The 24,173-nt window shown below is 73.1% G+C and carries 22 protein-coding genes; 8 read left to right on the forward strand and 14 right to left on the reverse strand.

The features are described 5' to 3' along the window. Window positions 1-178: 178 nt before the first annotated feature. The 4 genes from ABZ318_RS19645 to efeO are packed head-to-tail and all read right to left on the reverse strand — an operon-like array spanning window position 179 to window position 4,507. Window positions 179-1,204, reverse strand: a complete 1,026-nt coding sequence (locus tag ABZ318_RS19645) for a hypothetical protein (protein ID WP_356903734.1) — start codon at window positions 1,202-1,204, stop codon at window positions 179-181. Next, window positions 1,161-2,042 carry an iron uptake transporter permease EfeU gene (efeU, locus tag ABZ318_RS19650; RefSeq protein WP_356903735.1) on the reverse strand — a complete coding sequence of 294 codons (882 nt, stop codon included), beginning with the start codon at window positions 2,040-2,042 and terminating at the stop codon, window positions 1,161-1,163. Before efeU ends, ABZ318_RS19645 begins: the two co-directional genes overlap by 44 nt. Before the next feature lie 18 nt (window positions 2,043-2,060). After that, the gene (efeB, locus tag ABZ318_RS19655; protein ID WP_356903736.1) at window positions 2,061-3,338 is read right to left on the reverse strand and encodes an iron uptake transporter deferrochelatase/peroxidase subunit; all 1,278 of its coding nucleotides are present in this window, start codon (window positions 3,336-3,338) and stop codon (window positions 2,061-2,063) included. Window positions 3,339-3,352: 14 nt separating this feature from the next. After that, on the reverse strand, window positions 3,353-4,507 hold the full coding sequence (gene efeO / locus ABZ318_RS19660; protein WP_356903737.1) for an iron uptake system protein EfeO: 1,155 nt from the start codon (window positions 4,505-4,507) through the stop codon (window positions 3,353-3,355). Window positions 4,508-4,773: 266 nt separating this feature from the next. Here efeO and ABZ318_RS19665 point away from each other — a divergent pair, with 266 nt between their 5' ends. Beyond that, window positions 4,774-5,442 (forward strand): PhzF family phenazine biosynthesis protein, encoded by a 669-nt coding sequence (locus ABZ318_RS19665; RefSeq protein WP_356903738.1) that lies wholly within the window; start codon window positions 4,774-4,776, stop codon window positions 5,440-5,442. Window positions 5,443-5,483: 41 nt separating this feature from the next. Here the strand turns inward: ABZ318_RS19665 and ABZ318_RS19670 are convergent, their stop codons facing one another. Both ABZ318_RS19670 and map read right to left on the reverse strand, forming a co-directional pair. Continuing rightward, window positions 5,484-6,134 carry a biliverdin-producing heme oxygenase gene (locus ABZ318_RS19670; protein WP_356903739.1) on the reverse strand — a complete coding sequence of 217 codons (651 nt, stop codon included), beginning with the start codon at window positions 6,132-6,134 and terminating at the stop codon, window positions 5,484-5,486. Window positions 6,135-6,248: 114 nt separating this feature from the next. Next, a complete protein-coding gene (gene map / locus ABZ318_RS19675) occupies window positions 6,249-7,106 on the reverse strand; it encodes a type I methionyl aminopeptidase (protein ID WP_033209659.1) in 858 nt (285 codons plus the stop codon). 61 nt (window positions 7,107-7,167) lie between these two features. Between map and ABZ318_RS19680 the strand changes: the two genes are divergently transcribed. After that, window positions 7,168-7,401: a hypothetical protein gene (locus tag ABZ318_RS19680; protein WP_093876397.1), complete on the forward strand. Its 234-nt coding sequence runs from the start codon at window positions 7,168-7,170 to the stop codon at window positions 7,399-7,401. Between the two features lie 27 nt (window positions 7,402-7,428). Here the strand turns inward: ABZ318_RS19680 and ABZ318_RS19685 are convergent, their stop codons facing one another. Together ABZ318_RS19685 and ABZ318_RS19690 are read right to left on the reverse strand one after the other, a co-directional pair. Then, the gene (locus ABZ318_RS19685) at window positions 7,429-8,733 is read right to left on the reverse strand and encodes an MFS transporter (protein ID WP_356903740.1); all 1,305 of its coding nucleotides are present in this window, start codon (window positions 8,731-8,733) and stop codon (window positions 7,429-7,431) included. Between the two features lie 211 nt (window positions 8,734-8,944). After that, a complete protein-coding gene (locus ABZ318_RS19690; RefSeq protein ID WP_356903741.1) occupies window positions 8,945-9,550 on the reverse strand; it encodes a hypothetical protein in 606 nt (201 codons plus the stop codon). Between the two features lie 106 nt (window positions 9,551-9,656). Here ABZ318_RS19690 and npdG point away from each other — a divergent pair, with 106 nt between their 5' ends. Then, window positions 9,657-10,355: an NADPH-dependent F420 reductase gene (gene npdG / locus ABZ318_RS19695; protein WP_356903742.1), complete on the forward strand. Its 699-nt coding sequence runs from the start codon at window positions 9,657-9,659 to the stop codon at window positions 10,353-10,355. A gap of 106 nt (window positions 10,356-10,461) precedes the next feature. Then, window positions 10,462-10,647, forward strand: a complete 186-nt coding sequence (locus ABZ318_RS19700; RefSeq protein WP_356903743.1) for a hypothetical protein — start codon at window positions 10,462-10,464, stop codon at window positions 10,645-10,647. A 36-nt stretch (window positions 10,648-10,683) separates the two neighbouring features. Here the strand turns inward: ABZ318_RS19700 and ABZ318_RS19705 are convergent, their stop codons facing one another. Together ABZ318_RS19705 and ABZ318_RS19710 are read right to left on the reverse strand one after the other, a co-directional pair. Next, window positions 10,684-11,997, reverse strand: a complete 1,314-nt coding sequence (locus ABZ318_RS19705) for a carotenoid oxygenase family protein (protein ID WP_356903744.1) — start codon at window positions 11,995-11,997, stop codon at window positions 10,684-10,686. Further along, window positions 11,994-12,548, reverse strand: a complete 555-nt coding sequence (locus ABZ318_RS19710; RefSeq protein ID WP_356903745.1) for a hypothetical protein — start codon at window positions 12,546-12,548, stop codon at window positions 11,994-11,996. Before ABZ318_RS19710 ends, ABZ318_RS19705 begins: the two co-directional genes overlap by 4 nt. 106 nt (window positions 12,549-12,654) lie before the next feature. On the opposite strand from ABZ318_RS19710, the gene ABZ318_RS19715 reads away from it, so the two are divergent. Further along, window positions 12,655-13,167, forward strand: a complete 513-nt coding sequence (locus ABZ318_RS19715; RefSeq protein WP_356903746.1) for a PadR family transcriptional regulator — start codon at window positions 12,655-12,657, stop codon at window positions 13,165-13,167. Window positions 13,168-13,575: 408 nt separating this feature from the next. Further along, window positions 13,576-14,793: a helix-turn-helix transcriptional regulator gene (locus ABZ318_RS19720; RefSeq protein ID WP_356903747.1), complete on the forward strand. Its 1,218-nt coding sequence runs from the start codon at window positions 13,576-13,578 to the stop codon at window positions 14,791-14,793. A 71-nt stretch (window positions 14,794-14,864) separates the two neighbouring features. On the opposite strand, the gene ABZ318_RS19725 is transcribed toward ABZ318_RS19720, so the two are convergent. Then, the gene (locus tag ABZ318_RS19725; protein WP_356903748.1) at window positions 14,865-15,662 is read right to left on the reverse strand and encodes a site-2 protease family protein; all 798 of its coding nucleotides are present in this window, start codon (window positions 15,660-15,662) and stop codon (window positions 14,865-14,867) included. A 137-nt stretch (window positions 15,663-15,799) separates the two neighbouring features. Here ABZ318_RS19725 and ABZ318_RS19730 point away from each other — a divergent pair, with 137 nt between their 5' ends. After that, window positions 15,800-19,273, forward strand: a complete 3,474-nt coding sequence (locus ABZ318_RS19730; RefSeq protein ID WP_356903749.1) for a BTAD domain-containing putative transcriptional regulator — start codon at window positions 15,800-15,802, stop codon at window positions 19,271-19,273. Between the two features lie 15 nt (window positions 19,274-19,288). Here the strand turns inward: ABZ318_RS19730 and ABZ318_RS19735 are convergent, their stop codons facing one another. From ABZ318_RS19735 to panB, 3 genes are all read right to left on the reverse strand, one after another. After that, on the reverse strand, window positions 19,289-20,149 hold the full coding sequence (locus ABZ318_RS19735) for an ABC transporter permease (RefSeq protein WP_356903750.1): 861 nt from the start codon (window positions 20,147-20,149) through the stop codon (window positions 19,289-19,291). Continuing rightward, window positions 20,146-21,147, reverse strand: coding sequence for an ATP-binding cassette domain-containing protein (locus ABZ318_RS19740; protein WP_356903751.1), 1,002 nt, complete (start codon window positions 21,145-21,147; stop codon window positions 20,146-20,148). The genes ABZ318_RS19735 and ABZ318_RS19740 overlap by 4 nt, the downstream gene beginning before the upstream one ends. A 120-nt stretch (window positions 21,148-21,267) precedes the next feature. Further along, on the reverse strand, window positions 21,268-22,131 hold the full coding sequence (gene panB / locus ABZ318_RS19745; protein WP_225798847.1) for a 3-methyl-2-oxobutanoate hydroxymethyltransferase: 864 nt from the start codon (window positions 22,129-22,131) through the stop codon (window positions 21,268-21,270). 189 nt (window positions 22,132-22,320) lie between these two features. Between panB and ABZ318_RS19750 the strand changes: the two genes are divergently transcribed. Beyond that, window positions 22,321-23,955 carry an MFS transporter gene (locus tag ABZ318_RS19750; RefSeq protein ID WP_356903752.1) on the forward strand — a complete coding sequence of 545 codons (1,635 nt, stop codon included), beginning with the start codon at window positions 22,321-22,323 and terminating at the stop codon, window positions 23,953-23,955. Window positions 23,956-24,173 lie beyond the last annotated feature (218 nt).

The raw sequence follows: 24,173 nt of genomic DNA on the forward strand, positions 1-24,173 counted from the left end.
GACGCGCCGAGCCCCGTCGCCCGGGCCGGCCGCTGACCCGCCGAGCCCCGCACGGGCCGGCCGCTGACGCGCGGTCGGCCGCTGACCCGCTGAGCCCCGCCTGGGCCGACCGCCGACGCGTTGAGCCCCGTCACCCGGCCGCCGACGGACGCGCCGAGCCCCGCACAGGGCTGGCGGGCTACGAGCCCTCCGCGCCCACCACGCCCTGGAGCCGGCTCGCGACCACGACCCCGTTCCGGTTCGTGCCCGCCGGCTTCACCAGGACCGCCTGGCTCGACACCCACTCCCGGGTGACCGTGTTCTTGATCTCGCCGGTCAGCAGCGCCTTGGTGTCGGCGCCGACCTTCGGCCGGTAGCCCTTCGCCGCCGTCTGCCGCTCGAAGTACCGCGTCGCGAAGAAGACGAGCGCGCCGCCGTCCCGGGTCCGCAGCCCGAGCGGCGCGAAGTCCCCCTGGTCCGTGACCCGGTCGATGTACTGGGTGGCCATGCCCGGCCGCTTGGCGGCCTTCTGCCGCTGCGCCCGCCACTCCGTGGTGTGGACGCCCGGCGCGAACGGCCCCGGCCGCCCGTCCTTGAGGTACGCCACGTACTCCTTGCCGAGGTCCTCGGGCGCGACCGCGAGCGCGTCGGTGTCCGCGGCGACCGGCACCGCGTACCCCTCCTCCTCGGCGAACTCGGGCACGTCGCCCCGGGGGAGGATCGTGAGGTACGCGACCTCCCACAGCTGCTCGGGCCCGTTGCGCAGGAAGACCAGGAGCCAGCGCTGGTCGCCGGAGGCCCGGTTGGACGCGGTGTCCGCCACGAACCAGCGCGGCCAGCCCGCCTTCCGGGGCAGCACGAACCGCGCGTCGGTCAGCTGGAGGGGCTTGTGGTCCGGGTTGCCGCCCGGGGTGTTGATCGACCGGGCGCGCAGGCCCGCCTGGTTGACCTCCCCGAGCGGGCCGGTGACCCGGCCCGCGTCCAGGGCCGGGTCATAGGCCTTGTCGGCCTTGTTGTAGGCCGTCGTGAAGTCCGCGAGGGCCTGCGCCGCCTCGGCCTTCGTCGCCGGCGGCAGCAGCGCCAGTTCGCCGTGGACGGTCACGCAGCCGCTCGCCGTCAGCGACAGGACGGTCGCCGCCGCCGCGGCGGCGAGGAACCTCGTGGGCCGCGACGACAGCCGCTCAAGCGGTCGTCCCGGCGCTCGCCTCAGCCTCAGCCTTCTCATCGGTCGCCTTCTGCTTCTTCACCCGCACGGACGGACCCGACCCTATCGGGGCCAGGAACAGCGCGAGAGTCGGGATCAGATACAGCGCCCACACCGTGACCTGAAGGACCGTCGGGTCCGGCTGGAAGTTGAGGACGCCCTTGAGGAGCGTGCCGTACCAGCTGTCCGGCGGGATCGTCGCCGAGATATCGAAGGCCTTGTCCGCGAGGCCGCCGAGGAAGCGGGCCTCCTGGAGGTCGTGCACGCCGTACGCGAGCACGCCCGCCGCCACCACGACCAGCATCCCGCCGGTCCAGGTGAAGAACTTCGCCAGGTTGATCTTCAGCGCGCCCCGGTAGAACAGCCAGCCGAGGAGGACGGCCGTGAGCAGGCCCAGGACGACACCGACCAGCGGCGCGTACGAGCCGTCCGAGGAGGCCCGTACCGACGCCCACACGAAGAGCGCCGTCTCCAGGCCCTCGCGGCCCACCGCCAGGAAGGCGGTGGCCACCAGCGCGCCGGTGCCCATCTGCAGGGCCGCGTCCAGCTTGCCGTGCAGCTCCGCCTTGAGGTGCCGGGCCGTCCGCCGCATCCAGAAGACCATCCAGGTCACCAGGCCCACGGCGAGCACCGACAGCGAGCCGCCGAGCGCCTCCTGCGCCTCGAAGGTCAGCTCCTGGGAGCCGAACTCCAGCCCGGCGCCGAAGGCCAGGGCGACGCCGACGGCCACGCCGATGCCGATCCAGATCGGCTTCAGCGCGTCCCGGCGCCCGGTCTTCACCAGGTACGCGATGAGGATGCAGACGACCAGGCTGGCTTCCAGGCCCTCACGCAGGCCGATCAGATAGTTTCCGAACACGTCGGTTCTCCTCCTCGGTTACGCGAACAGCGCCCGGCCCCACCAGTCGTCCTTGTCGCGGACGCCCGGCGGGACGGCGAAGAGCGCCGAACCCACGTGCTGTGTGTACTCGTTGAGCGCGTCGGACTTGGCCAGCGAGCTCTGCACCGGGATGAAGCCGGTGCGGACGTCCCGCTGGTACGCCAGGAAGAACAGGCCCGCCTCCAGACGGCCGAGGCCGTCCGTGCCGTCGGTGAAGGAGTAGCCGCGGCGCAGGATCGTCGCCCCGTTGTTGCTGTCCGGGTGGGCGAGCCGGACGTGCGAGTCCGGCTTCATCGCCTTCAGGAACGGCTCGTCGTGCTCCTTGGCCTTGCCGACCGGAGCGCCCTCGCGCTTGTCGCGGCCGAAGATGTCCTCCTGCTCGGAGAGCGGAGTGCGGTCCCAGGTCTCGACGTTCATGCGGATGCGGCGGGCGACGAGGTACGAACCGCCGTCCATCCAGGCCGCGGCGCCCTCGGCGTCCTTGCCCGACACCCACACGTGCTTCGCGAGCCGCTCGGTGTCAGTGCCCGCGATGTTGCGGGTGCCGTCCTTGAAACCGAAGAGGTTGCGCGGGGTCTGGGCGTCCGGGGTCGTCGAGGACGTCTTGCCGAAGCCCAGCTGCGACCAGCGCACCGCGACCTTGCCGAAGCCGATCCGGGCGAGGTTGCGGATGGCGTGCACGGCGACCTGCGGGTCGTCCGCGCAGGCCTGCACGCAGATGTCGCCGCCGCTGCGCGCCGGATCCAGGTTGTCGCCCGGGAACTTGGGCAGGTCCACCAGGGCCCCGGGCCGCTTGTCCTTCAGCCCGAAGCGCCCGTCGAAGAGCGTGGGGCCGAAGCCGATCGTGAGGGTGAGGCGGGAGGGCTTGAGGCCCAGGGCCTCGCCCGTGTCGTCCGGCGGGGCCTCCGGCAGGCCGCCGTAGGCGCCCTCGCCGACCTCGGCGCCGGCCGTCATGCGCTCGGCGGCCCGCGTCCAGTCCTTGAGGAGCTGGATCAGCTCGTCGCGGTCCTTCGTCTTCACGTCGAAGGAGGCGAAGTGCAGCCGGTCCTGCACGGCGGTGGCGATGCCGGCCTGGTGCGGGCCGTGGAAGGGGACGGCCCCGCCGCTCTCGGCGACCGGGACGGTGGAGTCGCCGTCGCGGGTCAGGGCGACCGCGCCGCCGGCCGCGGCGGCACCGAGCGCGAGCCCGGCACCGCCCCAGCCGATGACCTTGCGACGGGAGGGCGCGGAGGCCTGCTCCGCGGCGGCCTGCTCCGTGGTGGTCTCGTCGGTCATGATGATGCCCCCTGTTACTTCACGACCGCGGCGGCGAGCTTGGAGAGCGGCTCGGCCAGCGCGTTGACGCCGTCGGAGAGCTCCTTGCGCTCGGCCTTGCCGACCTTGTCGTACGAGGTGAAGACGTAACCGCTCTTGTCCGTGCGGTACTTGTCGAGCAGCGTGTTCAGCGCGGCGAACTGCTTGTCGAGTTCGGCGACGAGCTTCGGGTCGTTCTTCGTGGCGACCGGCTTGAGCAGCTCGAAGGACTTCTGCGCGCCCTCGACGTTCGCCTTGAAGTCGACGAGGTCGGTGTGGGAGTAGCGCTCCTCCTCGCCGGTGACCTTGCCGGTGGCGACCTCGTCCAGGAGCTCCTTGGCGCCGTTGGCCATGGAGGTCGGGGTGATCTCGGCCTTGCCGACCCGCTTCTGCCAGTCGGCGAGGTCCTTGTCGAGGAGGTCGGCGAGCTGCTTCTCGCGGTCGCCGATCTTCTTGTCCTGCCAGAGCGCCTTCTCCAGGCGGTGCCAGCCGGTCCAGTCCTTCGCCGGGTCCTGGCCGTCCTCCAGGCCGTCCTCGCGGACGTCGACCTTGGGGTCGATGTCGCCGAAGGACTCGGCGACCGGCTCGGTGCGCTCCCAGCCGATGCGGGACTCGGCGTAGGCCTTCTTCGCGGCCTCGACGTCACCGGCGCGGACGGCGTCGGTGAAGACCTTGACCTTGGGGAGGGTCTCGTCGGCCTGCGCCTGGACGTACTGGCGGTAGGCGGCGACGGCGCCGTCCATCTCGGGGGAGCGCTTGGCGGCGGCCTTGCCGCCGGTGGCCTTGACCTGCTGGCGGATGCCGTCGCCCTTCATGCCGGGCTTGCAGGCGATGGCGTAGTCGCCGGCCTTGATCTCGGCGGTGATGGTGGCCTTGGTGCCGGGGCCGATGTTCTCGCGCTCGGTGACGATCCGGTCGTCCGGGAAGAGGACGTAGACCTCGGTGATCTTGGAGCCGCGGTTCTCGACGGCCAGCTTCACGTGCCCGGCCGGGAACTCCTTCTTCGAGACCTCGCAGGAGTCGTCCTTGGCGACGACGGTGATGGCGTCGTCGCCCGCCTTGGAGTCGCTTTTCTCGGCGCAGCCCGTGACGGCGGTCAGAGCGGCCGCGGTCGCGGCGGCGGTGACGACGGAGAGGCGGACGGCTCGCATGAGGACTCCAGGAACGCGGGGACGGACTGAGGCGGACCTAACTTAACCGAGGCTTACCTCAGCAATACCCGCGCGTCCAGTGATTCAGCTCTCAGGTCGGGCGTACCGGACACAGCGGGGTCACGGGGTCTCCATGGGGCCCTCATGGCTTGGTCAAGGGAGAGTCAAGGAAGGTGGATTGTCCCGGTTCCGGTTACGCCTCGGTAGGGCGGCGGGGAAACGGCGGAGCGCCCCTGTCCGCAGGTGACGGGTGGTTCAATTCAGTCATGAACACGACCGCCACTGACATCGACGTCCTCCGGGTCTTCTGTGCGGGCGACGGCCGGCACGGCAACCGTCTCGGGGTCGTGCGGGACGCCCGTACCCACCCCGACGAGTCCTCCCGGCAGGCGCTCGCCAAGGAACTCGGCTTCAGCGAGACCGTGTTCGTGGACGATCCGGAGCGCGGGATCGTCGACATCTACACGCCCGGCCTGCGGCTGCCGTTCGCCGGACACCCGCTCGTCGGTGCCGCCTGGCTGCTCGACCTGGAGGTCGTCCACCCGCCCGCCGGCGAGGTGTGGGTGCGCGGCGACGGCGAGTTCACCTGGATCGAGGCGCGCGCCGAGTGGGCACCGCCCCGCACCCTGCGCCGGTACGGCTCCGTCGCCGAGGTCGACGCCCTGGAGGTGCCCGAGCCGGGGGAGTGGATCTACGCCTGGGCCTGGGAGGAGGAGGCCGCCGGCCGGATCCGGGCGCGGGCGTTCCCCGGCCGGGGCGACGGCATCGACGAGGACGAGGCGACCGGCGCGGCCGCCCTGCTCCTCACGGCGGAACTGGGCCGGGCCCTGAACATCACGCAGGGCCGCGGCTCCCAGCTCCTCACCGCCCCCGGCCCCGACGGCGTCGTGGAACTGGGCGGCCGGGTCCTCCTGGAGGGAACGCTCACGCGCTGACCCGGAGGGAGGGCCTCACGCGCTGAGGGAGAGGGAGGGCCTCACGCGCTGAGGGAGTACTCCCCGCCCAGCTCCCGGAAGACGGCGGTGTTGAAGGCGAAGGCGCGCCTGCACTCGTCGACGATCCGCTGCTTCTCCAGGTCGTCGACGTCCACCCCGTCGAGCAGCTCCCGGTACCCCCGCTTGAACGCCGCCGGGTTGGGGATCTCCTCGAAGACGTAGAAGCGGACGCCGTCGCCCTTGCGGTCGAAGCCCCAGGTCCGCTCCGCCCTGTCGCGGATGATCTGACCGCCCGACAGGTCGCCCAGGTAACGCGTGTAGTGGTGGGCCACATAGCCGGCGGGCCAGTCGCGGGCGCACTCGGCGACCCGCTCCGCGTACGCGGCGGTGGCGGGCAGCGGGGAGACACCGGCGCGCCAGCCGGGGCCGCGCAGATGCGCGAGGTCCCGCTCCAGGGCGGCCGTGCGGAAGAGCTCGGGCCGCACGAAGGGCCCGGCGACCGGGTCCGCGCGGAGCGCCTCCGCGCCCTCCTCCAGGGCCCGGTACACGAACCAGAGCTGCTCGGTGTAGCGCGCGTACGCGTCGACGGCCAGCCGTCCGCCCAGCAGGTCGCCCATGAAGGACGAGGTCTCCGCCTCCGTGTGCTGCTCGTGCGAAGCCGTACGGATCAACGTGGAGAAGGGCGTGTCCAAGGCGTGCCTCCGAGACCGATGGGACGGGAACCAGTGACGAGCGTGCCTGGTTAGGCTTACCTAAGTCAACTGGTTCCCGACGTCCTGTCGGTAAAACGCTACCCGTTCGAGGGGTCAGGGCAACGTGAGGATTTCGGCCCCGTTCTCGGTCACCACGAGCGTGTGCTCGAACTGCGCCGTCCGCTTCCGGTCCTTGGTCACCACGGTCCAGCCGTCGTCCCACATGTCGTAGTCGTGGGTCCCGAGCGTCAGCATCGGCTCGATCGTGAACGTCATGCCGGTCTTGATCTCGGTGGTGTGGTGGGGCGAGTCGTAGTGCGGCACGATCAGGCCGGAGTGGAACGACGAGTTGATGCCGTGCCCGGTGAAGTCGCGCACGACCCCGTAGCCGAAGCGCTTGGCGTACGACTCGATGACCCGCCCGATGATGTTGATCTGGCGGCCCGGCTTCACCGCCTTGATGGCCCGGTTGAGGGACTCCCGGGTGCGCTCCACGAGCAGCCGCGACTCCTCGTCGACGTCGCCGCAGAGGTACGTGGCGTTGTTGTCGCCGTGGACGCCGTTGATGTACGCGGTGACGTCCAGGTTCACGATGTCGCCGTCCCGCAGGACGGTGGAGTCCGGGATGCCGTGGCAGATGACCTCGTTGATCGAGGCGCACAGCGACTTCGGGAAGCCGCGGTAGCCCAGCGTGGACGGGTAGGCGCCGTGGTCGCACATGTACTCGTGCGCGACCCGGTCGAGCTCGTCGGTGGTGACACCCGGGGCGATGTGCTTGGCGGCCTCCTCCATCGCCTGCGCGGCGATGCGGCCGGCGATCCGCATCCGCTCGATGGTGTCGGAATCCTGCACCTCGGGCCCGGTGTACGGGGCCGGGGCGGGCTTCCCGACGTACTCGGGGCGGCGGATGGAGCCCGGAACGGAGCGATGGGGGGAGAGCTCCCCCGGTACGAGAAGCGACTGGCCAGACATGCCAGCGAGTCTAACGACCGGGTCTGGGGCAGCATGGTCCCGAAGGAAGGAGCCGAAGACGATGGCCCTGTTCAAGAAGCGCACCACGGGCAAACCGGGCGAGTGGTACTACTGCCTGGAACACAAGAAGGTCGAGGAGGGCCCCGAGTGCCCGGCGAAGAACCGCTTCGGCCCGTACGCCAGCCGTGAGGAGGCCTCCCACGCCATGGAGACCGCCCGCGACCGGAACCTGGAGTGGGAGACCGACCCCCGCTGGCACGACGCCGCCGGGAAGGACCGCACGGAGGACGAGTAACACCTCCGAGGGAGCGGCCGGGACCCGTCAGACGGTTCCGGCCGCCTCCTCCCGCTGGGCCTTCCGGCGCAGCGAGTCCTCGTCCGTCGCGGAGTCGTACGCGAGGAGCTTCGGCAGCGCCAGGCAGAGCAGCCCCACCGAGGCCACGCACGCCACGCCACCCGTCCAGACGGCCGCCCGGGTGCCGGTCCAGCCGGCCATCGCGCCCGCCCGGACCTGACCCAGCTGCGGGCCCACGCTGTAGGAGAGCACCTCGATGCCGGCGAGCCGGCCGCGCAGCTCCTCCGGGATCGTCTGGTTCCAGATCGTGGCGCGCCCGAGCCCGCTCAGCATGTCGCCCGCGCCCGCCAGACCCAGGCAGAGCAGCACCAGCCACACGTTCCCGAACCAGCCGGCCGCCGCGATCGCCAGACCCCAGCCGGCCGCGCCGCCGGCCACGAGCAGCCCGTGCCGCCGCACCTTCGAGGTCCAGCCGCTGGTCAGGCCCAGGACCAGCGAGCCGACCGAACCCGCCGCGTACATCAGACCCAGCGACCAGTCCGCGTCCAGCTCGTCCGCGAGGAACGGGAAGATCGTGTTCGGGAAGGCGAAGAGCATCGCCGCCAGGTCGACCACGTACGTGCCGAGCAGGACCGGCCGCGACCAGGCGTACCGCGCGCCCTCCGCGATGCCCCGCAGCGAGGGCCTCTCCGCGTCGTGCGCGGCCGGCGCGGGGGAGAGCCGGCGGCACATCAGGACCGAGACCGTGAAACAGACGACCGTCACCCCGTACGCGGGCGCGTGACCCGCGTACGCCACCACCAGACCCGCGACCGCCGGACCCGCGATCGAGCCGATCTGCCAGCGCAGCGAGTTCAGCGCGGCCGCCGCCGTCTGCTGCTCGTGCGGCACGATCCGGGCGAGCAGCGAGTCGAGCGCCGGCCGCTGGAGCCCCGCGAGCGCCGACACCCCGGCCGCCACCACGTACAGCGGCCAGAGCATCGGCTCCGGGAGCAGCGCGTCGACCAGCAGGAGCACGGCGATCAGCCCGAGCCCCGCCTCCGTCCAGAGGATCACCTTCCGCCGGTCGACCGCGTCCGCGAGCGCCCCGCCGTACAGGCCGAACACCACCAGCGGCACCAGCTCGACCGCGCCCATCGCACCGACCGCCAGCGGCGAACCCGTCAGCTCCTTGATCTGCAGCGGCAGGGCGATCATGGCCGTAGCGCTGCCGAAGTAGGTGACGAGCCCCTGCACCCACAGGAGGCGGAAGTCGCGGGACGAACGCCAGGGCGCCGGATCGGGCAGCAGGGCGACGAGCCCGGCGAGGAGGGAAGTACGAGGGGAGGACACGAGGGGCCATGCTCCGTCCGCCGGACGACGGGGACAACCGAATTACGTCGGTACGGACCGGGGCCCACCGGCGGGGCCCGTCAGCCGGCGGCGGGTGGTACGGGCTCCGGCGGTCGGGCGGCGGGGCCCGTCAGCCGGTGGTGGGAGGTGCGGGCTCCGGTGGTTCGTCGGCGGGGTGCCAGCCGGTTGCGGTGGTACGGGCCCCGGCGGTCTACCAGCGGGTCGGGGGCGGGGCCGTCAGGCGGTCCGCGAGGGTCGAGAGCCGGTCCCGGAAGCGGCGGCGGCCGCCGCGCGGCGACGGCAGGCTGTTCTCCCCGGCCGCCGCGCTCACCAGGTGCTGCACCGTGTCCAGGTCCACCTCCGCCCCCTCCGCCACCGTCAGCGTCTCGTGCGCGAGCCCCCGGACCTCCTCGTCGCCCCCGTCCAGCGACAGCACCGTCGCCCCCGCCCGCCGGGCGTCGTGCACCCGCTGGAGCAGCCCCGCGTCCGGCCGCCCCGGCGCCACCATCAGCAGCGTCGCCCCGCGCCCCGCCGCCTCCAGCCGCCCGAGACCGACCGCGAGGTGCGCCGGCGCGCCCGGACGCACCCGGTGCCGCACGAGCGTCGGCGCCAGCTCCGGCAGCCCCGACCAGGCGGACTCGTCGACCAGGTGCGCCGCCAGGTGCCACGGCTCGTATTCCTCCGTGCCCACCAGGAGCAGCCCGCCCCGGTGCGGCACCACCGACGACCGGAGCGCGCCCGCGAACCGGCGGGCCGCCGCCGGCCACTCCGTCCCGGCGAGCACTTCCCGCAGCAACGCGACCCGTACGGCATCCATGGGCCCGCATCCTGCCCCAGCCGGGTCCCGCGCGCGGCCCGGTCGCGGCGGTTCCACCCGTACGGGAGGGACCCCACGAGCCCGACCGGTCGGTAATGTCGGGGCCATGACTACGACTGACAGCAAGCCCGCCCCCAAGGACCCGTGGGACCTCCCCGACGTCTCCGGTCTCGTCGTCGGCGTCCTCGGCGGCACCGGCGACCAGGGCCGCGGTCTCGCCTACCGGCTCGCCAAGGCCGGCCAGAAGGTGATCATCGGCTCCCGCGCCGCCGAGCGCGCGCGGGACGTGGCGGCGGAGATCGGCCACGGCGTCGAGGGCGCCGACAACGCCGAGACCGCCCGCCGCAGCGACGTCGTCATCGTCGCCGTGCCGTGGGACGGCCACGCCAAGACCCTGGAGTCGCTGCGCGAGGAGCTCCGCGGCAAGCTCGTCGTGGACTGCGTCAACCCCCTCGGCTTCGACAAGAAGGGCGCCTACGCCCTCAAGCCCGAGGAGGGCTCCGCCGCCGAGCAGGCCGCCGCACTCCTCCCGGACTCCCGGGTCGCCGCCGCCTTCCACCACCTCTCCGCCGTCCTCCTCAAGGACACCTCCATCGAGGAGATCGACACGGACGTCATGGTCCTCGGCGAGGAGCGCGCCGACGTCGAGATCGTCCAGGCCCTCGCCGGCCGCATCGCCGGCATGCGCGGAGTCTTCGCCGGACGGCTGCGGAACGCCCACCAGGTCGAGTCGCTCGTCGCCAACCTGATCTCCGTCAACCGCCGCTACAAGGCCCACGCGGGGCTGCGGGTCACCGACGTCTAGGGCCCGGTCCGGAAGACAGGCCCTGAGCCGGAGAACGGACCCTTCGGGGCATGGGGGACACTGGACGGGCACCATCAGCCGTACCCGCCCGACAGGAGCCGACCCCATGCCCCGCCTCGCCCTCTACGCCCTCGTGGTCTGCGCCCTGGCCGTCGCCGCGGCCGTCGTCTCCTTCGTCCAGGGCAGCTTCCTCGGCATTGTCTGGGTCCTCCTCGCCGGCCTCTCCTCCAACATGGCCTGGTACTACCTCCGCCGCGCGAAGGCCGAGAAGGCCGCGGCGGCCCAGGCCTGACCGAGCCCCGGGCGCACCGCCCGGCGAGGTCGGGGGCTACGGCAGGTCCGGCAGCCAGTTGCCGTGGAAGCCGTGCGGGACCCGGGCCGGCAGGTGGATCGTGGCCACCGGTCCGGCCGCGAGGTCGTCGGCGTCGAGGACGGCCAGGTCGCTGCGGCCGGTGCCGGCGTCGTGGACGTACGTCATGAGCCAGCCGGCGGGGGACCCGTCGGCGGCCGGGGCGAACGCGGCCTCACCGGGCGTGCGGGCCGGCCCGAAGTCGTGGGTGACGGAGGACCCCGCGTCCAGGTCGTAGCGCACCAGCGAGTTCCCGCAGGTCACGTGTCCGTGCGCCGCCCGTAGCCCGGCCAGCCGGTCGTCCGTCCGCGGGAACTCGCCCGGGCGGTCGTCGCACTGCTCCTCCCGGACGGTCCCCGTGACGGGGTCGACCGTCCACTTCCACAGCACGGCCTCCCGGTCCCGGTCGACCGTCCCGTCCGCGGCGCGCCGCCACAGCTCGGGGTAGCGCATGACGTGGACGACGACCGTCCCGTCCGCCGCGTCGTACGCGTTGAGCACGTGGAACACGTAGCAGGGGTCGACGGTGAACCAGCGCACCCGCCCGTACGGGTCGTCGCGGCGCAGCACGCCGAGCCGGGCCCCGTACCCGTCGTCCCAGCGGTACGGCATCGTGCCGGTGCCGGCGAGGCCGAGGTCGAGGACCACCGGCAGGTCCAGGAAGACGACGTGCCCGGCGGTGAGGCCGAAGTCGTGCATCATCGTCGGCCCCGGCACCTCCACCGGCCGGCTGACCGTCAGCTCGCCGGAGGCGTCGGCCCGGTGGTAGGTGAGGTACGGGGCCTCCGCGATCCCGTAGCCGAAGAAGTGCAGCTCCCCGGTGAGGGGGCAGGTCTTGGGGTGTGCGGTCATCGCGGTCGTCAGCCGGCCGCCGAAGTCGTACGGGCCGACGGTGTCGAGCGCGGGGGTGAGCTCGTGGGGCAGGGCCGTCTCGACGAGGGCGAGGGTGCGGCCGGCGTGCCGGACGACGTGGGTGTTGGCCGGCCCCGCGGTGAGGTCCCGCCGGCCCCGCTCGTCGTACATCCGGGCCCCGTCGGTGAAGGTGGCCGTGCGGACCCAGCGGTTGCGGTACGAGACGGCCCGGCCGCCCTCCAGTCGTACGCCGTGGACCATGCCGTCGCCGAAGAACCAGTGGCCGGAGGCGGTGTCGGCCGGGTTCGGCCCGTTGCGCAGGTACCAGCCGGTCAGCTCCTCGGGGATCCGCCCGGTGACGGGCAGCTCGTGCGCGGTCAGCTCCTCCGTGACCGGGGCGTAGTTGCCGGAGAGGTGGCGGGGGGTGGTGGAGGAGCTCATCGGGCACCGGCCTCGGCCCGGAGGGAGGCGACGTGGCGGGAGGTGAACAGCATCGGGACGGCGAACCCGGCCACCTGGACGGCCGTGGCGGCCGTCGAGTGGCCCTGGCCGGCCCGGGCGAGGAGCGCGAGCGCGCCGGCGGTCAGTGCGAAGGCGGCCGTCCAGACGGCGGTGATGACGGTGTTGGCCCGCACGAAGGGGCGCAGCCCCCAGACCTCGCGCGGCGTGGTGCGCTTGGCGACGCCCAGGGTGAAGGGCTTGCGGACGAGCAGCGAGACCGCGGCGACCAGGGCCAGGGTGGCCGAGGACAGGGCCGCCGAGTAGCCGTGCACGGCCGATCGCGGGTCGGCGAAGGCGATGCACGCCAGGGCCGCGAAGAAGACCGCCGAGCCGGTCTCGATGACCAGCGCGTCGAACCCGGCCCCCGCGCGGCGCTGCTGCACGGTCACCGCGACGGCGGCCACCAGGGCGGCGAGCGCGCCCCACTGCCACTGGGCGGACGGGATCACCGCGAAGACGATCCACGGAAGGAAGGTGCGCACGTACGCCATCGAAGGCCCCCGGTTGCTGTTCGCTGCTCTGACGTTCCTGTTCTGACATGTCGAAGCTAGACGTTCCAGAAGTGACATGTCAAGGATGGAATGTAGAGTGACGTCCATGAGCCTTCGACACGCCCTCCTGGGGCTTCTCTCCGAGCGCCCCGCCAGCGGCTACGACCTGCTGAAACGCTTCGAGACCTCGCTGGCCAACGTCTGGCCCGCCACCCAGAGCCAGATGTACGGCGAGCTGTCCAAGCTCGCCGCCGCCGGGCTGATCAGCGTCTCGGCGGAAGGTCCGCGCGGCCGCAAGGAGTACACCCTCACGGACGAGGGACTGGCCGAGCTGCGCCACTGGCTGACGGAGACCGAGCCGCAGCGCAACCCCCGCAGCGACACCCTGCTGAGGGTCTTCTTCCTCGGCGTGCTGACGCGGGAGCAGGCGAGCGGCTACCTCGCCGGGCTGATGGACATGTCCGACCGGGAGGTCGAAGCCCTGCGGGAGCTGGAGCGGTCGATCGACTGGGGCGACGACCAGCTCTCGGTGTACGGCCGAATCGCCCTGGAGTACGGGCTCCGCTTCAACGAGATGAAGCGCGAGTGGGCCCGCTGGGCGGCCACCCAGCTCCGCTAGGGCCTGCCGTCACGTTCGCGACGGCGTGAAGGCCGGGAGGAAGCCGCGATCCGGGCCGGAGGACGCCAGAGAGCGGCCGCCGCCTCGGCCGCGTACGAGCGGGCCGCTCAGCTCACGGCCGACCCGGCCCGCCGTACCCGGCTGCTGGCCGCCGCGGCCTTCACCTCGGCGGAGGCGTGCCAGTTCGCCCGGACAGCCGCGCTGGCCGACCGGATCGACGCGCTCGCCCTGGACCCGGCGACGTTCACCGACCTGGCCAGGGTCCGCGCCATCGTCGAACTGGACCAAGGGTCGCCGCGCCGGGCCGCTCGCATCCTCCTGGAGTGCGCGGACCGGATCCGCTCCTTCCCCGAGCGCGCCGCCGACCTGGACGCAGTGCTGTCCGAGGCGCTCCAGGCGGCGCAGTCCGTGGGTTCAGCGGATCTGATCACCGAGACGGAGACCCGGAGGGCCGCCCTGCCCGACGGCGCGGCGCCCGGAGCCGGATTCGCCGAGCGGATCACAGCCGGCCGTCACGCCTGGTTGCTCGCCGATCACGTCGCCGCGCACCGGGAGGCCACCGCCTGCGTCCGCGACTGCCGGGAGCAGGACGTCCTCGGCTGGCTGCCGGCCTCCTTGCACCTGCTCGCCGAGGCGGAGTTCGCCCTGAGCCGGTACCGGGAGGCCGGTGCGGCGGCCGAGGAAGGGCTCGCCATCGCCGAGGAGTTCGGCCGCAACCACCGGGCCACGTATCTGCGCGCGACCCTGGCGACGCTCGCCGCCGTACTCGGCGAGGAGGAACGCTGCACCGCGCTGAGCACCGCAGCCCTGGAGTACGCCGACGCGCACGGCATCGGCTTCGCGGCCGCACAGGCCGACCGGGCGCTCGGCCTGCTCGCCCTCGGCCTCGGCAGGGCCGAGGACGCGCTCGCCCGGTTGGAGTCCGCCGATGCGCGCGTCGACCATCCCGGCCTGTCGGCTCACCTGCTGCCCGACCTCGTCGAAGCCGCGGTACGCGCCGGCTTTCCGGACCGGACAGCCGAACCGATGACACGGCTGGCGGCCTGGGCCGCGGCCGCAGGACAACCGCCGGCCACCGCCCTGCTCCACCGCTGCGGGGCGCTGACCAGAGCGGGCAACAGCCCTGCCGAGACCCAGGCCGTGGCCGAACACTTCGCGGCCGCCCTGCGCGCCCACGCGGAGGATCCGGTCCAACCGTTCGAACGGGCACGCACCGACCTGCTGTACGGAGAATGGCTCCGCCGCGAACGCCGCCGCACGGACGCCCGCCGCCACCTGCACGCCGCGCTGGAGACGTTCGAGGCGCTGGGCGCCCTCTCCTGGGCATCCCGCGCCCGCGTCGAACTCCAGGCGATCGGCGAACCCCTGAGCCCGCTCGTGACCGCGCGCTCCCCGCTCGCCCGGCTCAGCCCGCAGGAGCGGGAGGTCGTACGCCTCGCCGCCGAGGGCGCCACCAACCGCGAGATCGCCGCCCACCTCTTCCTGAGCCCCCGCACCGTCGGCCACCACCTCTACCGCGCCTTCCCCAAACTCGGCATCGCCTCCCGCACCGAACTACCCGCCCTCCTTGAGGAGGGCGGTGGGGAGGAACCCGAACGGCCGACGGCTTCCGGGGCCGGGGGATAGCCCCCTTCGGCCCCGGTACGCCGGCCCTGCGCCTGTCGACGGCCGTTTCCGCTCCGGCCGGGGCCGACGTGCTACTGGGCCCGGCAGAACTCCGGGGCCTCCTCCCAGAACCGGAACAGCTGCGAGCCGCAGTACCGGCTCGGCTCCGGCACCCCGAGGGTCCGCATCAGGGCGTCGATCGCGTCGAAGAAGGCGGCGTTGACCGCCGGCACGAACAGCAGCGCGATCACGATGAAGAAGCCGTACGGCGCGTACGGCTCGATCTGCCGCTTCACCTTGTACGACAGCCAGGGCTCCACCACGCCGTAGCCGTCGAGCCCCGGCACCGGCAGGAGGTTCAGGAGCGCGGCCGTCACCTGGAGGAACGCCAGGAACGCCAGCGCGTACTGGAACGCGACGGGCACGCCGTCGAGCGCGCCCAGCCAGAACGGCGCCGTGCAGACGAGCGCGAAGAGCACATTGGCCAGGGGGCCCGCCGCCGAGATCAGGCTGTGCTTCCAGCGGCCCCTGATCCGGCCCTGCTCGATGAAGACCGCGCCGCCCGGCAGACCGATCCCGCCCATGATCACGAACAGCACCGGCAGGACGACGCTCAGCACGGCGTGCGTGTACGCGAGCGGATTCAGGGTCAGATAGCCCTTCGCGCCCACCGTGATGTCCCCGCCGTGCAGGGCCGTCCGGGCATGCGCGTACTCGTGCAGACAGAGCGACACGACCCACGCCGAGGTCACGAAGAGGAACACCGCGAGGCCGGGCGAGGCGGCGAAACCCGTCCACACCGCCCACCCGGTGACGGCCATGACGGCGAGGATCGCCAGGAAGACGGGGCTGATCCGCCGCTCGTGGTGCCGGGTGGTGGCCGTGGTCATCGCGGGGGCTCCCAGGGGACGAAGGACTACTGCCGGGGAAACGTACCGGTCCCCGAGGGGAGTTCCACCCCCGCTGCCGGGCTTCGCCCGTGCGGCGGGTGGTCCCGGCGGGGAGTCGTGCGGCGGTCTCGCGGAGAATGGGGCCCGTGCGTTACTCCGTCCTCGGCCCGACCCTCGCCCGCACCCCCGACGGCACCGACGTGCCCGTCGGCGGCCCCCGGGTCCGTGCGCTGCTCACCGTCCTCGCCCTGCGGGCCGGCCGGATCGTTCCCGTGCCCGACCTCGTCGACGAGGTGTGGCACGGTGACGAGCCGCCCGCCGACGCGCCCGCCGCACTCCAGGCCCTCGTGGGGCGGCTCCGCAGGGCCCTCGGCCGGGACCGGGTGGTCTCCGCCGAGGGCGGCTACCGGCTGGACGCCCGGCCCGAGGACGTGGACGTCCGCCGCTTCGAGCGCCTCGCCGCCGAGGGCCTGGCCGCGCTCGGCGCGGCCGATCCCGCACGCGCCGCCGCCCTCCTCGACGAGGCCCTCGGGCTCTGGCGCGGGCCGGCCTTCGCCGACCTGCCGGACCGGGAGGCGGAGGCCGCCCGCTGGGAGGCCCGTCGGCTCGACGCCCGCCGGGCGAGGCTCGACGCCGCCCTCGTGCTCGGCGGCGCCGCGGCCGCCCTTCCCGAACTCACCGCCCTCTGCGCCGCCCACCCCCTGGACGAACCCCTCCAGGCCCTCCGGATCCGCGCCCTGCGGGACACCGGCCGGGCGGCCGAGGCCCTCGCCGCGTACGAGTCGGTCCGCCGGGCCCTCGCCACCCGCCTGGGCACGGACCCGTCACCCGCCCTGCGGGCCCTGCACGCCGAGCTGCTGGCCCCGGAGCCCCCGCGTGCTCCCCTCCGGGGCAACCTGCGCGCCCGGCTCACCAGTTTCGTCGGCCGCGACGAGGAGATCGCCCTCGTGCGGGACGACCTGCGCGGCGCACGGCTCGTGACGCTGCTCGGGCCCGGAGGCGCCGGGAAGACCCGGCTCTCGCAGGAGGCGGCCGAGCGGGGGACCGAGGACTGGCCGGACGGCGCCTGGGTGGCGGAGCTCGCTCCCGTACGGGATCCCGAGGCCGTGCCCGAGGCGGTCCTCGCGGCCGTCGGCGCCCGCGAGACCGTGCTCCGCGGCGCCGGGGCCGAGGAGCTACGGGGCGGCGGCGACCCGCTCGCCCGGCTCGTCGAGCACTGCGCCGGGCGCCGGATGCTGCTCCTCCTCGACAACTGCGAGCACCTCGTCGGCGCGGCCGCCGAACTGGCCGAGACGCTGCTCGCGCGCTGCCCCGAGCTCCGGGTGCTCGCGACGAGCCGGGAGCCGCTGGGCGTCCCGGGGGAGACGCTCCGCCCCCTCGGCCCGCTGCCGACCGGGATGGCCCTGCGGCTCCTCGGCGAGCGCGGCGCCGCGGTCCGTCCGGGGTTCCGCGTCGAGGACGACCCGGTCGCCGCGGGCGAGGTCGTGCGGCGCCTCGACGGTCTGCCGCTGGCCATCGAACTGGCGGCGGCCCGACTGCGGATGCTGACCCTGCGCCAGATCGCGGACCGGCTCGACGACCGCTTCCGGCTGCTGACGTCGGGCGCGCGGACGGTGCTGCCCCGGCAGCAGACCCTGCGGGCGGTCGTCGACTGGTCCTGGGACCTCCTGGACGGGGCCGAACGGGCCGTCCTGCGCCGGCTCTCGGTCTTCACGGGCGGCTGCGACCTGGAGGCGGCGGAGGCCGTCTGCGCGGGCGAGCCGCACGCCGCCGAGCCGGGCCCGGCCGAGCCGCGCGCCGCCGAGCCGTCCGTACACGAGCCCCGCCCGGCCGAGCCGTGCGCCGCCGAGCCGTCCGTACATGAGCCCCAAGCCTCCGAGCCCCAAGCCCCCGAGCCCCACGCCGTCAAACCCCACGCCGTCGAGCAGTCGGCACCCGTCCTCGATCTCCTCGGTGCCCTCGTCGACAAGTCGCTCGTCGTCGCCGTGCCCGGTGAGGCCGGCATGCGGTTCCGGCTCCTGGAGACCGTCGCCGAGTACGCCGGGGAGCGGCTCGACGAGGCGGGGGAGCGGGCCGGCACCGAGCGCCGGCACCTCACGTACTACCGCGAACTCGCCCGCCGCACCGACCCCGAGCTGCGCGGTTCCGGGCAGGCCGGGGCCATCGCCCGCTTCAACACCGAGTACGGGAACATCCGTACCGCCCTGCGCCGGGCCGTCGACGCCCGGGAGGAGGACGAGGCGCTGGTCCTCGTCCACTCCCTGCTCTGGTACTGGCAGATGCGCGACCTGCGCGCCGACGCCCTGCACTGGGCGGAGTCCGTCGCCGCGCTCGGCCCCGACCCGTTCGGGACGCCCGCCGCCCCCGTCGTACCGCTGCACGAGCCGTGCACCGCCACGCCTCCGCCGCTCTCCGAGGAGCAGCGCTGGGAGGCCCGGCGCGGGGTGCGGCTGATCGAGCTGATCAACATGGACTACGAGACCGGCCGCTGGATGACGCCCGCCGGCGTCGAAAGGCTGCGGCGGATCAACGCGATCTACCCGCCGGGGCTCCCGCAGACCTGCCGGCTGCCCGGCTCCTTCACGGTCTTCGCGGTCCTCCTCCTGGGCGAACCGGGCCGCATGGGCGAGGCCCTGGAGGCGCACGTCGACGCCTGCCGCCGGCACGGCGACGAGTGGGAGCTCGCCCACGCCCTCCAGTTGCGCGCCAACATGCTGGCCAACCGGGGCGACCTGGCCGAGCGGGCGAGCGCCGACGCGGAGGAGAGCCTGGAGATCTTCGTCCGCCTCGGGGACGCCTGGGGCGCGGCCGAGGCGCTGTCCTCGCGCGCCGAGGCCCGGGAGCGGCGGCTCGAGTTCGAGGGCGCGGCCCGGGACTTCGCCGACGCCATCGCGTACGCGGAGCGGATCGGCGCCCAGTCCCAGATGGCCCTGCTGCGCGCCCGCTACGCCGACATGCTGATCGAAACCGGCCGCGGCGAGGAGGCGGAGCGGATCCTGCGCCAGGTGGTGGAGGGCGAGCACGGGCGCGGCCACGAGCCGATGCTGGCCGGGCGGATCTTCCTGGGGCTGCTGCTCGGCCGGACCGGCCGGACGGCCGAGGCCCGCGAGCAACTGGAGCGGCTGCTCGACGAGTTCCGTTCCGACAGCGTCTTCAGCTCCGAGACGTTCTCCATCTTCGAGGGCTTCGCGCTCGGCAGCCTGGCCTGGGTGAACAACCTCGAGGAGCGGTACGAGACGGCGTTCGAGCTGTCCCGGCGGGCGTACGAGCGCTCCCTCGGCGGCCTGTCGCTGATGGTCGCCCCGCAGATGCCGGCGATCCACCTGGTCACCGTGGCCTGGGCGCTCGCCGGGCTCGGTGCCCGTACCGCCGGGGTCGCCCGTACCGCCGCGGTGCTGCTCGGCGGGTACGAGGGGCTGCTGCCGCCGGGACACCTGGCGCCGCCGATGGAGCGGGAGAACCTGGCGCGGGCGACGGAGCTGTGCCGGTCCGTCCTCGGGGACGCGGAGTTCGAGGCGGCGTACGCGGAGGGCGACGGCCTCTCCAAGGAGGAGGCCGCCGCCCTGCTCGGTCGCGCCGCCGACGCGATCAGTGAGCGCGCCGAGTCATGATCCCCCGGTCGGGACTCAGGTCTTCTTGCGGAACTTGGCGACCGCGAGCGGTGCCGTCACGAGGGTGATCAGCGCCGCCCAGCCGAGGACCATCCCCACCGAGTGGGCGACCGGGCCGCCGTTGATCAGGTTGCGGGCGGCGTCGGCGAGGTTGGACAGCGGGTTGTAGTCGGTGAAGGACTTCAGCCAGCCGGGCATCGAGGTCGGCGGGGCGAAGATCGACGAGCCGAACTGCAGCGGCATCAGGACCAGCATCGCCACGCCCTGGACGGCCTGGGCCGTCTTCATGGTGAGGCCGAGCAGGATGAAGATCCACATGAGGGAGGCTCCGAAGGCCATCGAGAGGCCGATGGCGGCGAAGAGGTGGAGGACCGAGGTGTGGATCTCCAGGCCGAGCAGGAAGCCCATGCCGAGCAGGATCGAGGTGGCGATGAGCATCCGGCCCGCCTCGACGACGATCTTCGCGACGAGGACCGAGGACCGGGCGATCGGCATCGTCCGGAACCGGTCCATGACCCCCTTCTTGAAGTCGTCGTTGATGCCGACTCCGACGGCCATGGCGATGTTCATGCCCATCATCGCCATCAGGCCGGGCGTCACGTAGTTCACGTACGCGTCGTTGTTGCCCTTGCCGGCGATGGCGCCGCCGAACACGTACACGAAGAGCAGGATGAAGATGATCGGCATCAGGACGGCGTCGAACATCGACTCCGGATCCTGCTTGATCTGGAGGGCGTTGCGGCGGACCAGGGCGCCGATGTGGCGGAGGTTGGCCCGCAGGCCGATCCGGCCCTCCGCGACGGGCGCGGGGCGTGCCGAGGCCGGCCCGGGGTTCCGGGTGACGGCGGGGGACTTGGTGACAGTGGTCGTGCTCACGCGGCGACCTCCTCGGGAATCGCGTCGGAAAGCTCGGAGTCGGCGGTCTTCTGACCGGTGATCGCGAGGAACACCTCGTCCAGGCTGGGCAGATGGGTGCCGATGTGGGCGATGCCGAAGCCGCGCGCGCCGAGCAGGCCCACGACGGCGGTCAGCTGCTCGTCGGCGAGGATCGGCACGTACAGCACGCCCTCGTCGGGCACGACGGTCGAGCCGGCGACCCCGTCGAGGCCGGTCTCGCGGAGCGCGGCGGCCATCTCGGACAGCCGGCCGGGGTCCGTGGGGCGGACCTTCAGGGTCCGGCCGCCGACCTTGGCCTTGAGCTCGTCGACCCCGCCCTTGGCGATGACCTTGCCCCGGTCGATGACGGTCAGCTCGCTCGCGAGCTGCTCCGCCTCCTCCATGTACTGGGTGGTGAGGAGGACGGTCACGCCCTCGGAGACCATGCGCTGCACCTCGTCCCACACCTCGTTGCGGGTGCGGGGGTCGAGGCCGGTGGTCGGCTCGTCCAGGTAGAGGACGGCGGGCTGTCCGATCATCGAGGCGGCGAGGTCGAGGCGGCGCCGCATGCCGCCGGAGTAGTTCATGGCCGGGCGCTTGGCGGCCTCGGTGAGGGAGAAGCGCTCCAGCATCTCGTCGGCGCGGCGGCGGGCGTCGGCGCGGGAGAGGTCGAGCAGCCGCCCGATCATGTAGAGGTTCTCCCAGCCGGACAGCTTCTCGTCGACCGAGGCGTACTGGCCGGTGAGGCCGATGGTGCGGCGCAGCTGGCGGGGGTGCTTCACCACGTCGTAGCCGGCGACGGTGGCGGTCCCGGCGTCCGGGACGAGGAGGGTGGACAGGCAGCGGACGAGGGTGGTCTTCCCGGCGCCGTTGGGGCCGAGGACCCCGAGGACCGTGCCCTCCCGGACGTCCAGGTCGACCCCGTCGAGGGCCTTCGTCGCGCCGAAGTGCTTCACGAGGCCCCGGACCTCGACGGCGTTGGTGTGTGATCGCGTCATGTCCACCATGGAACAGGGGGCCACCGACAATCCCCCGACAGGCGACCGACAGCCCGCCGATGGGGGATGTCGGCGGGCTGTCGGGTGGTGCCGCAGTGGCTGTCGGTCAGCCGGTTCCGGCTAGTGGAACGTGTGCTCCTCGGCGGGGAACGCCCCGCCGCCGACGTCCTCGGCGAAGGCGCGGGCGGCGTCGCCGAGCGTCTCGCGGAGGTTGGCGTACTGCTTGGTGAAGCGCGGCACCTTGCCGCCGGTCAGGCCGGCCATGTCGGTCCAGACGAGGACCTGGGCGTCGGTGCCGGCGCCGGCACCGATGCCGATGGTCGGGATGTGCAGGGAGCGGGTGACCTCGGCGGCCAGTTCGGCCGGGACGAGCTCCAGGACGACGGCGAAGGCGCCCGCGTCCTGCGCCGCCTTGGCGTCGCTGAGGAGCCGGTGGGCGGCCTCGTCGGAGCGGCCCTGCACCCGGTAGCCCATGGTGTTGACGGACTGCGGGGTGAGTCCCAGGTGGGACATGACGGGGATGCCGGCCTGGACGAGCAGCTCGGTCTGCGGCAGCGAGCGCTCGCCGCCCTCCAGCTTGATCGCCCCGACGCCCGCGTCCTTGACGAGGCGGGTGGCGTTGCGCAGGGCCTGGACGGGCCCTTCCTGGTACGAGCCGAAGGGCAGGTCGCCGACGACGAGGGCGCGCTTGGTGCCCCGGACGACGGCGGCGGACAGGAACGTCATCTCGTCCATCGTGACAGGCACGGTGGTGTCGTAGCCGAGGTGACAGTTGCCCATCGAGTCGCCGACGAGGATCACGGGGATGCCGGCCTCGTCGAAGACCGACGCGGTCATCGCGTCGTAGGCGGTGAGCATGGGCCACTTCTCGCCGCGGACCTTGGCGGCGGCGATGTCGTGGACGGTGATGCGGCGCGTGCCCTTCCCCCCGTACAGCGCCTTGCTGCTGTCGGCGGGCGGTTTCTGGGCAGCCTGAAGCGTCATGGTGAACGGCTCCTCTTGTCATCTCGAGGCGCCCTGTGGCGTCCCCGGACCACGTCCATGGTGGCACTTCGCCGGGCGGGCGGGGAAGTGGGCCGGAGTGGCGCTGTTCACACCGCCGCAACGTAAAGACTTTCTCTGGATTTTCGATACGAGACGGTCTCGTATCGAAATCGATCTAGGGTGGTGGCCATGTCACAGCAGTCCACCGCACCCGTCACGCCCGCCGGGCCCCGCGTCCCCGAGGCCGTCCACCGGCGCCGCTGGGCCGTCCTCGGCGTCCTCATGCTCAGCCTGCTGATCGTCGTCCTCGACAACTCGATCCTGAACGTCGCGGTCAAGACGATCGCGGCCCCCGCGCCCACCGGCATCGGCGCCACCCAGAGCGAGCTGGAGTGGTCCATCAACTCCTACACGCTGGTCTTCGCCGGACTCCTCTTCACCTCCGGCCTGCTCGGCGACCGCCTCGGCCGCAAGAAGGTGCTGCTCTTCGGCATCACCGTCTTCGGCATCGGCTCCGCCCTCGCCGCGCTCTCCGGCTCCCCGGGCGAACTCATCGCCTACCGGGCCGTCATGGGCCTCGGCGCCGCGTTCGTGATGCCCGCGACGCTCGCCGTCCTCATGAACGTCTTCGAGCGCGACGAGCAGCCCAAGGCCATCGGCATCTGGGCCGGCAGCGTCGGCCTCGCCATCGCCATCGGCCCCATCACCGGCGGCATCCTCCTCGAACACTTCTGGTGGGGATCGATCTTCCTCGTCAACGTGCCCGTGGTGCTCCTCGCCCTCGCCCTGATGCTGTGGCTCGTGCCCGACTCCCGGGACCCCGAGCCCGGCCGCATCGACATACCCGGCGTGCTGCTCTCCGTCGTCGGACTCGTCCTGCTCGTGTACGGGATCATCCGCGGCGGCGAGCTGGCGAGCTTCACCGACGTGACCGTCCTCGCCCCCGTCCTCGGCGGCCTCGCGGTCCTCGTCGTCTTCGTCCTCCACGAGCGGCGCAGCGACCACCCGGCCCTCGACATGTCGTACTTCAGGAAGCCCGCGTTCTCGGCGGCCGTCGCCGCGATCGCGCTCGTCTTCTTCGCCCTCATGGGCGTGACCTTCTTCTCCGCCTTCTACCTGCAGAGCGTGCGCGGCTACACCGCGCTGGAGTCCGGGCTGCTCATCCTGCCGCTCGCCGTCGCGCAGATGGTCTTCGCGCCCCGGGCCCGGCTCGTCGTCGAACGCTTCGGCGCCCGGGCCGTCTGCACCGGCGGCATGCTGCTCGTCGCCGCCGGCCTGGCCGCCTTCGCCTTCTTCGAGGCCGACACCCCCGTCTGGGTCCTGGAGGTCGTCTTCTTCCTGCAGGGCGCGGGCATGGCGCACATCATGCCGCCGGTCACGGTCTCGATCATGCAGGCGCTGCCCCGCGAGAAGGCGGGCTCCGGCTCCGCCGTCAACAACACCTTCCGGCAGGTCGGCGGCGCGCTGGGCGTGGCCGTCCTCGGCTCGGTGCTCTCCTCCGCGTACCGGGGCGAGATCGAGGGGCACCTGGGCGGCGTCCCGGCGGCCCTGCGCGACACGGCGGGCGAGTCCATCGAGGCCACGCTCGCGGTCGCGGCGAAGCTCGGCCCGGCGGGCGAGGCCCTGGTCGGCCCCGCGTACACGGCCTTCCTGGACGCCATGCACGTCACGGCGATCGCCTCGGCCGCGATCGGCCTGACCGGCGCGGTGGTCGTCGCCGTCTTCCTCCCGGGCCGGGCGCCGGCCGGGGGCGGCGGGGCGGGGGCGGGCGCGGATGCCGGTGCGGCTGAGACGCCGGCCCCGACCGCGACCTCGGCCGGCTAGCCCCGACCCGGTACCCCGCCCGTGTGGGGCCCGCGCCCTTGCCGGGCGGTGCCCCCCGCCACCCGCCGTGTGGGCAATCGTCCCGCTGGGGCGGGACGGGTGGGCACACGGGACGGCGCGCTGAGCGGCGCCTCCGCGTTCCGGGCCTTGACCCGCACCCCAGCGGCGGCGCACAACCCGGTGCGGGTCAGGGCGCGGGAGCCTCGGGCACCGGCAAG

Origin of the sequence: Streptomyces sp. NPDC006197 (assembly GCF_040613865.1) — a bacterium.
Classification (GTDB): domain Bacteria; phylum Actinomycetota; class Actinomycetes; order Streptomycetales; family Streptomycetaceae; genus Streptomyces.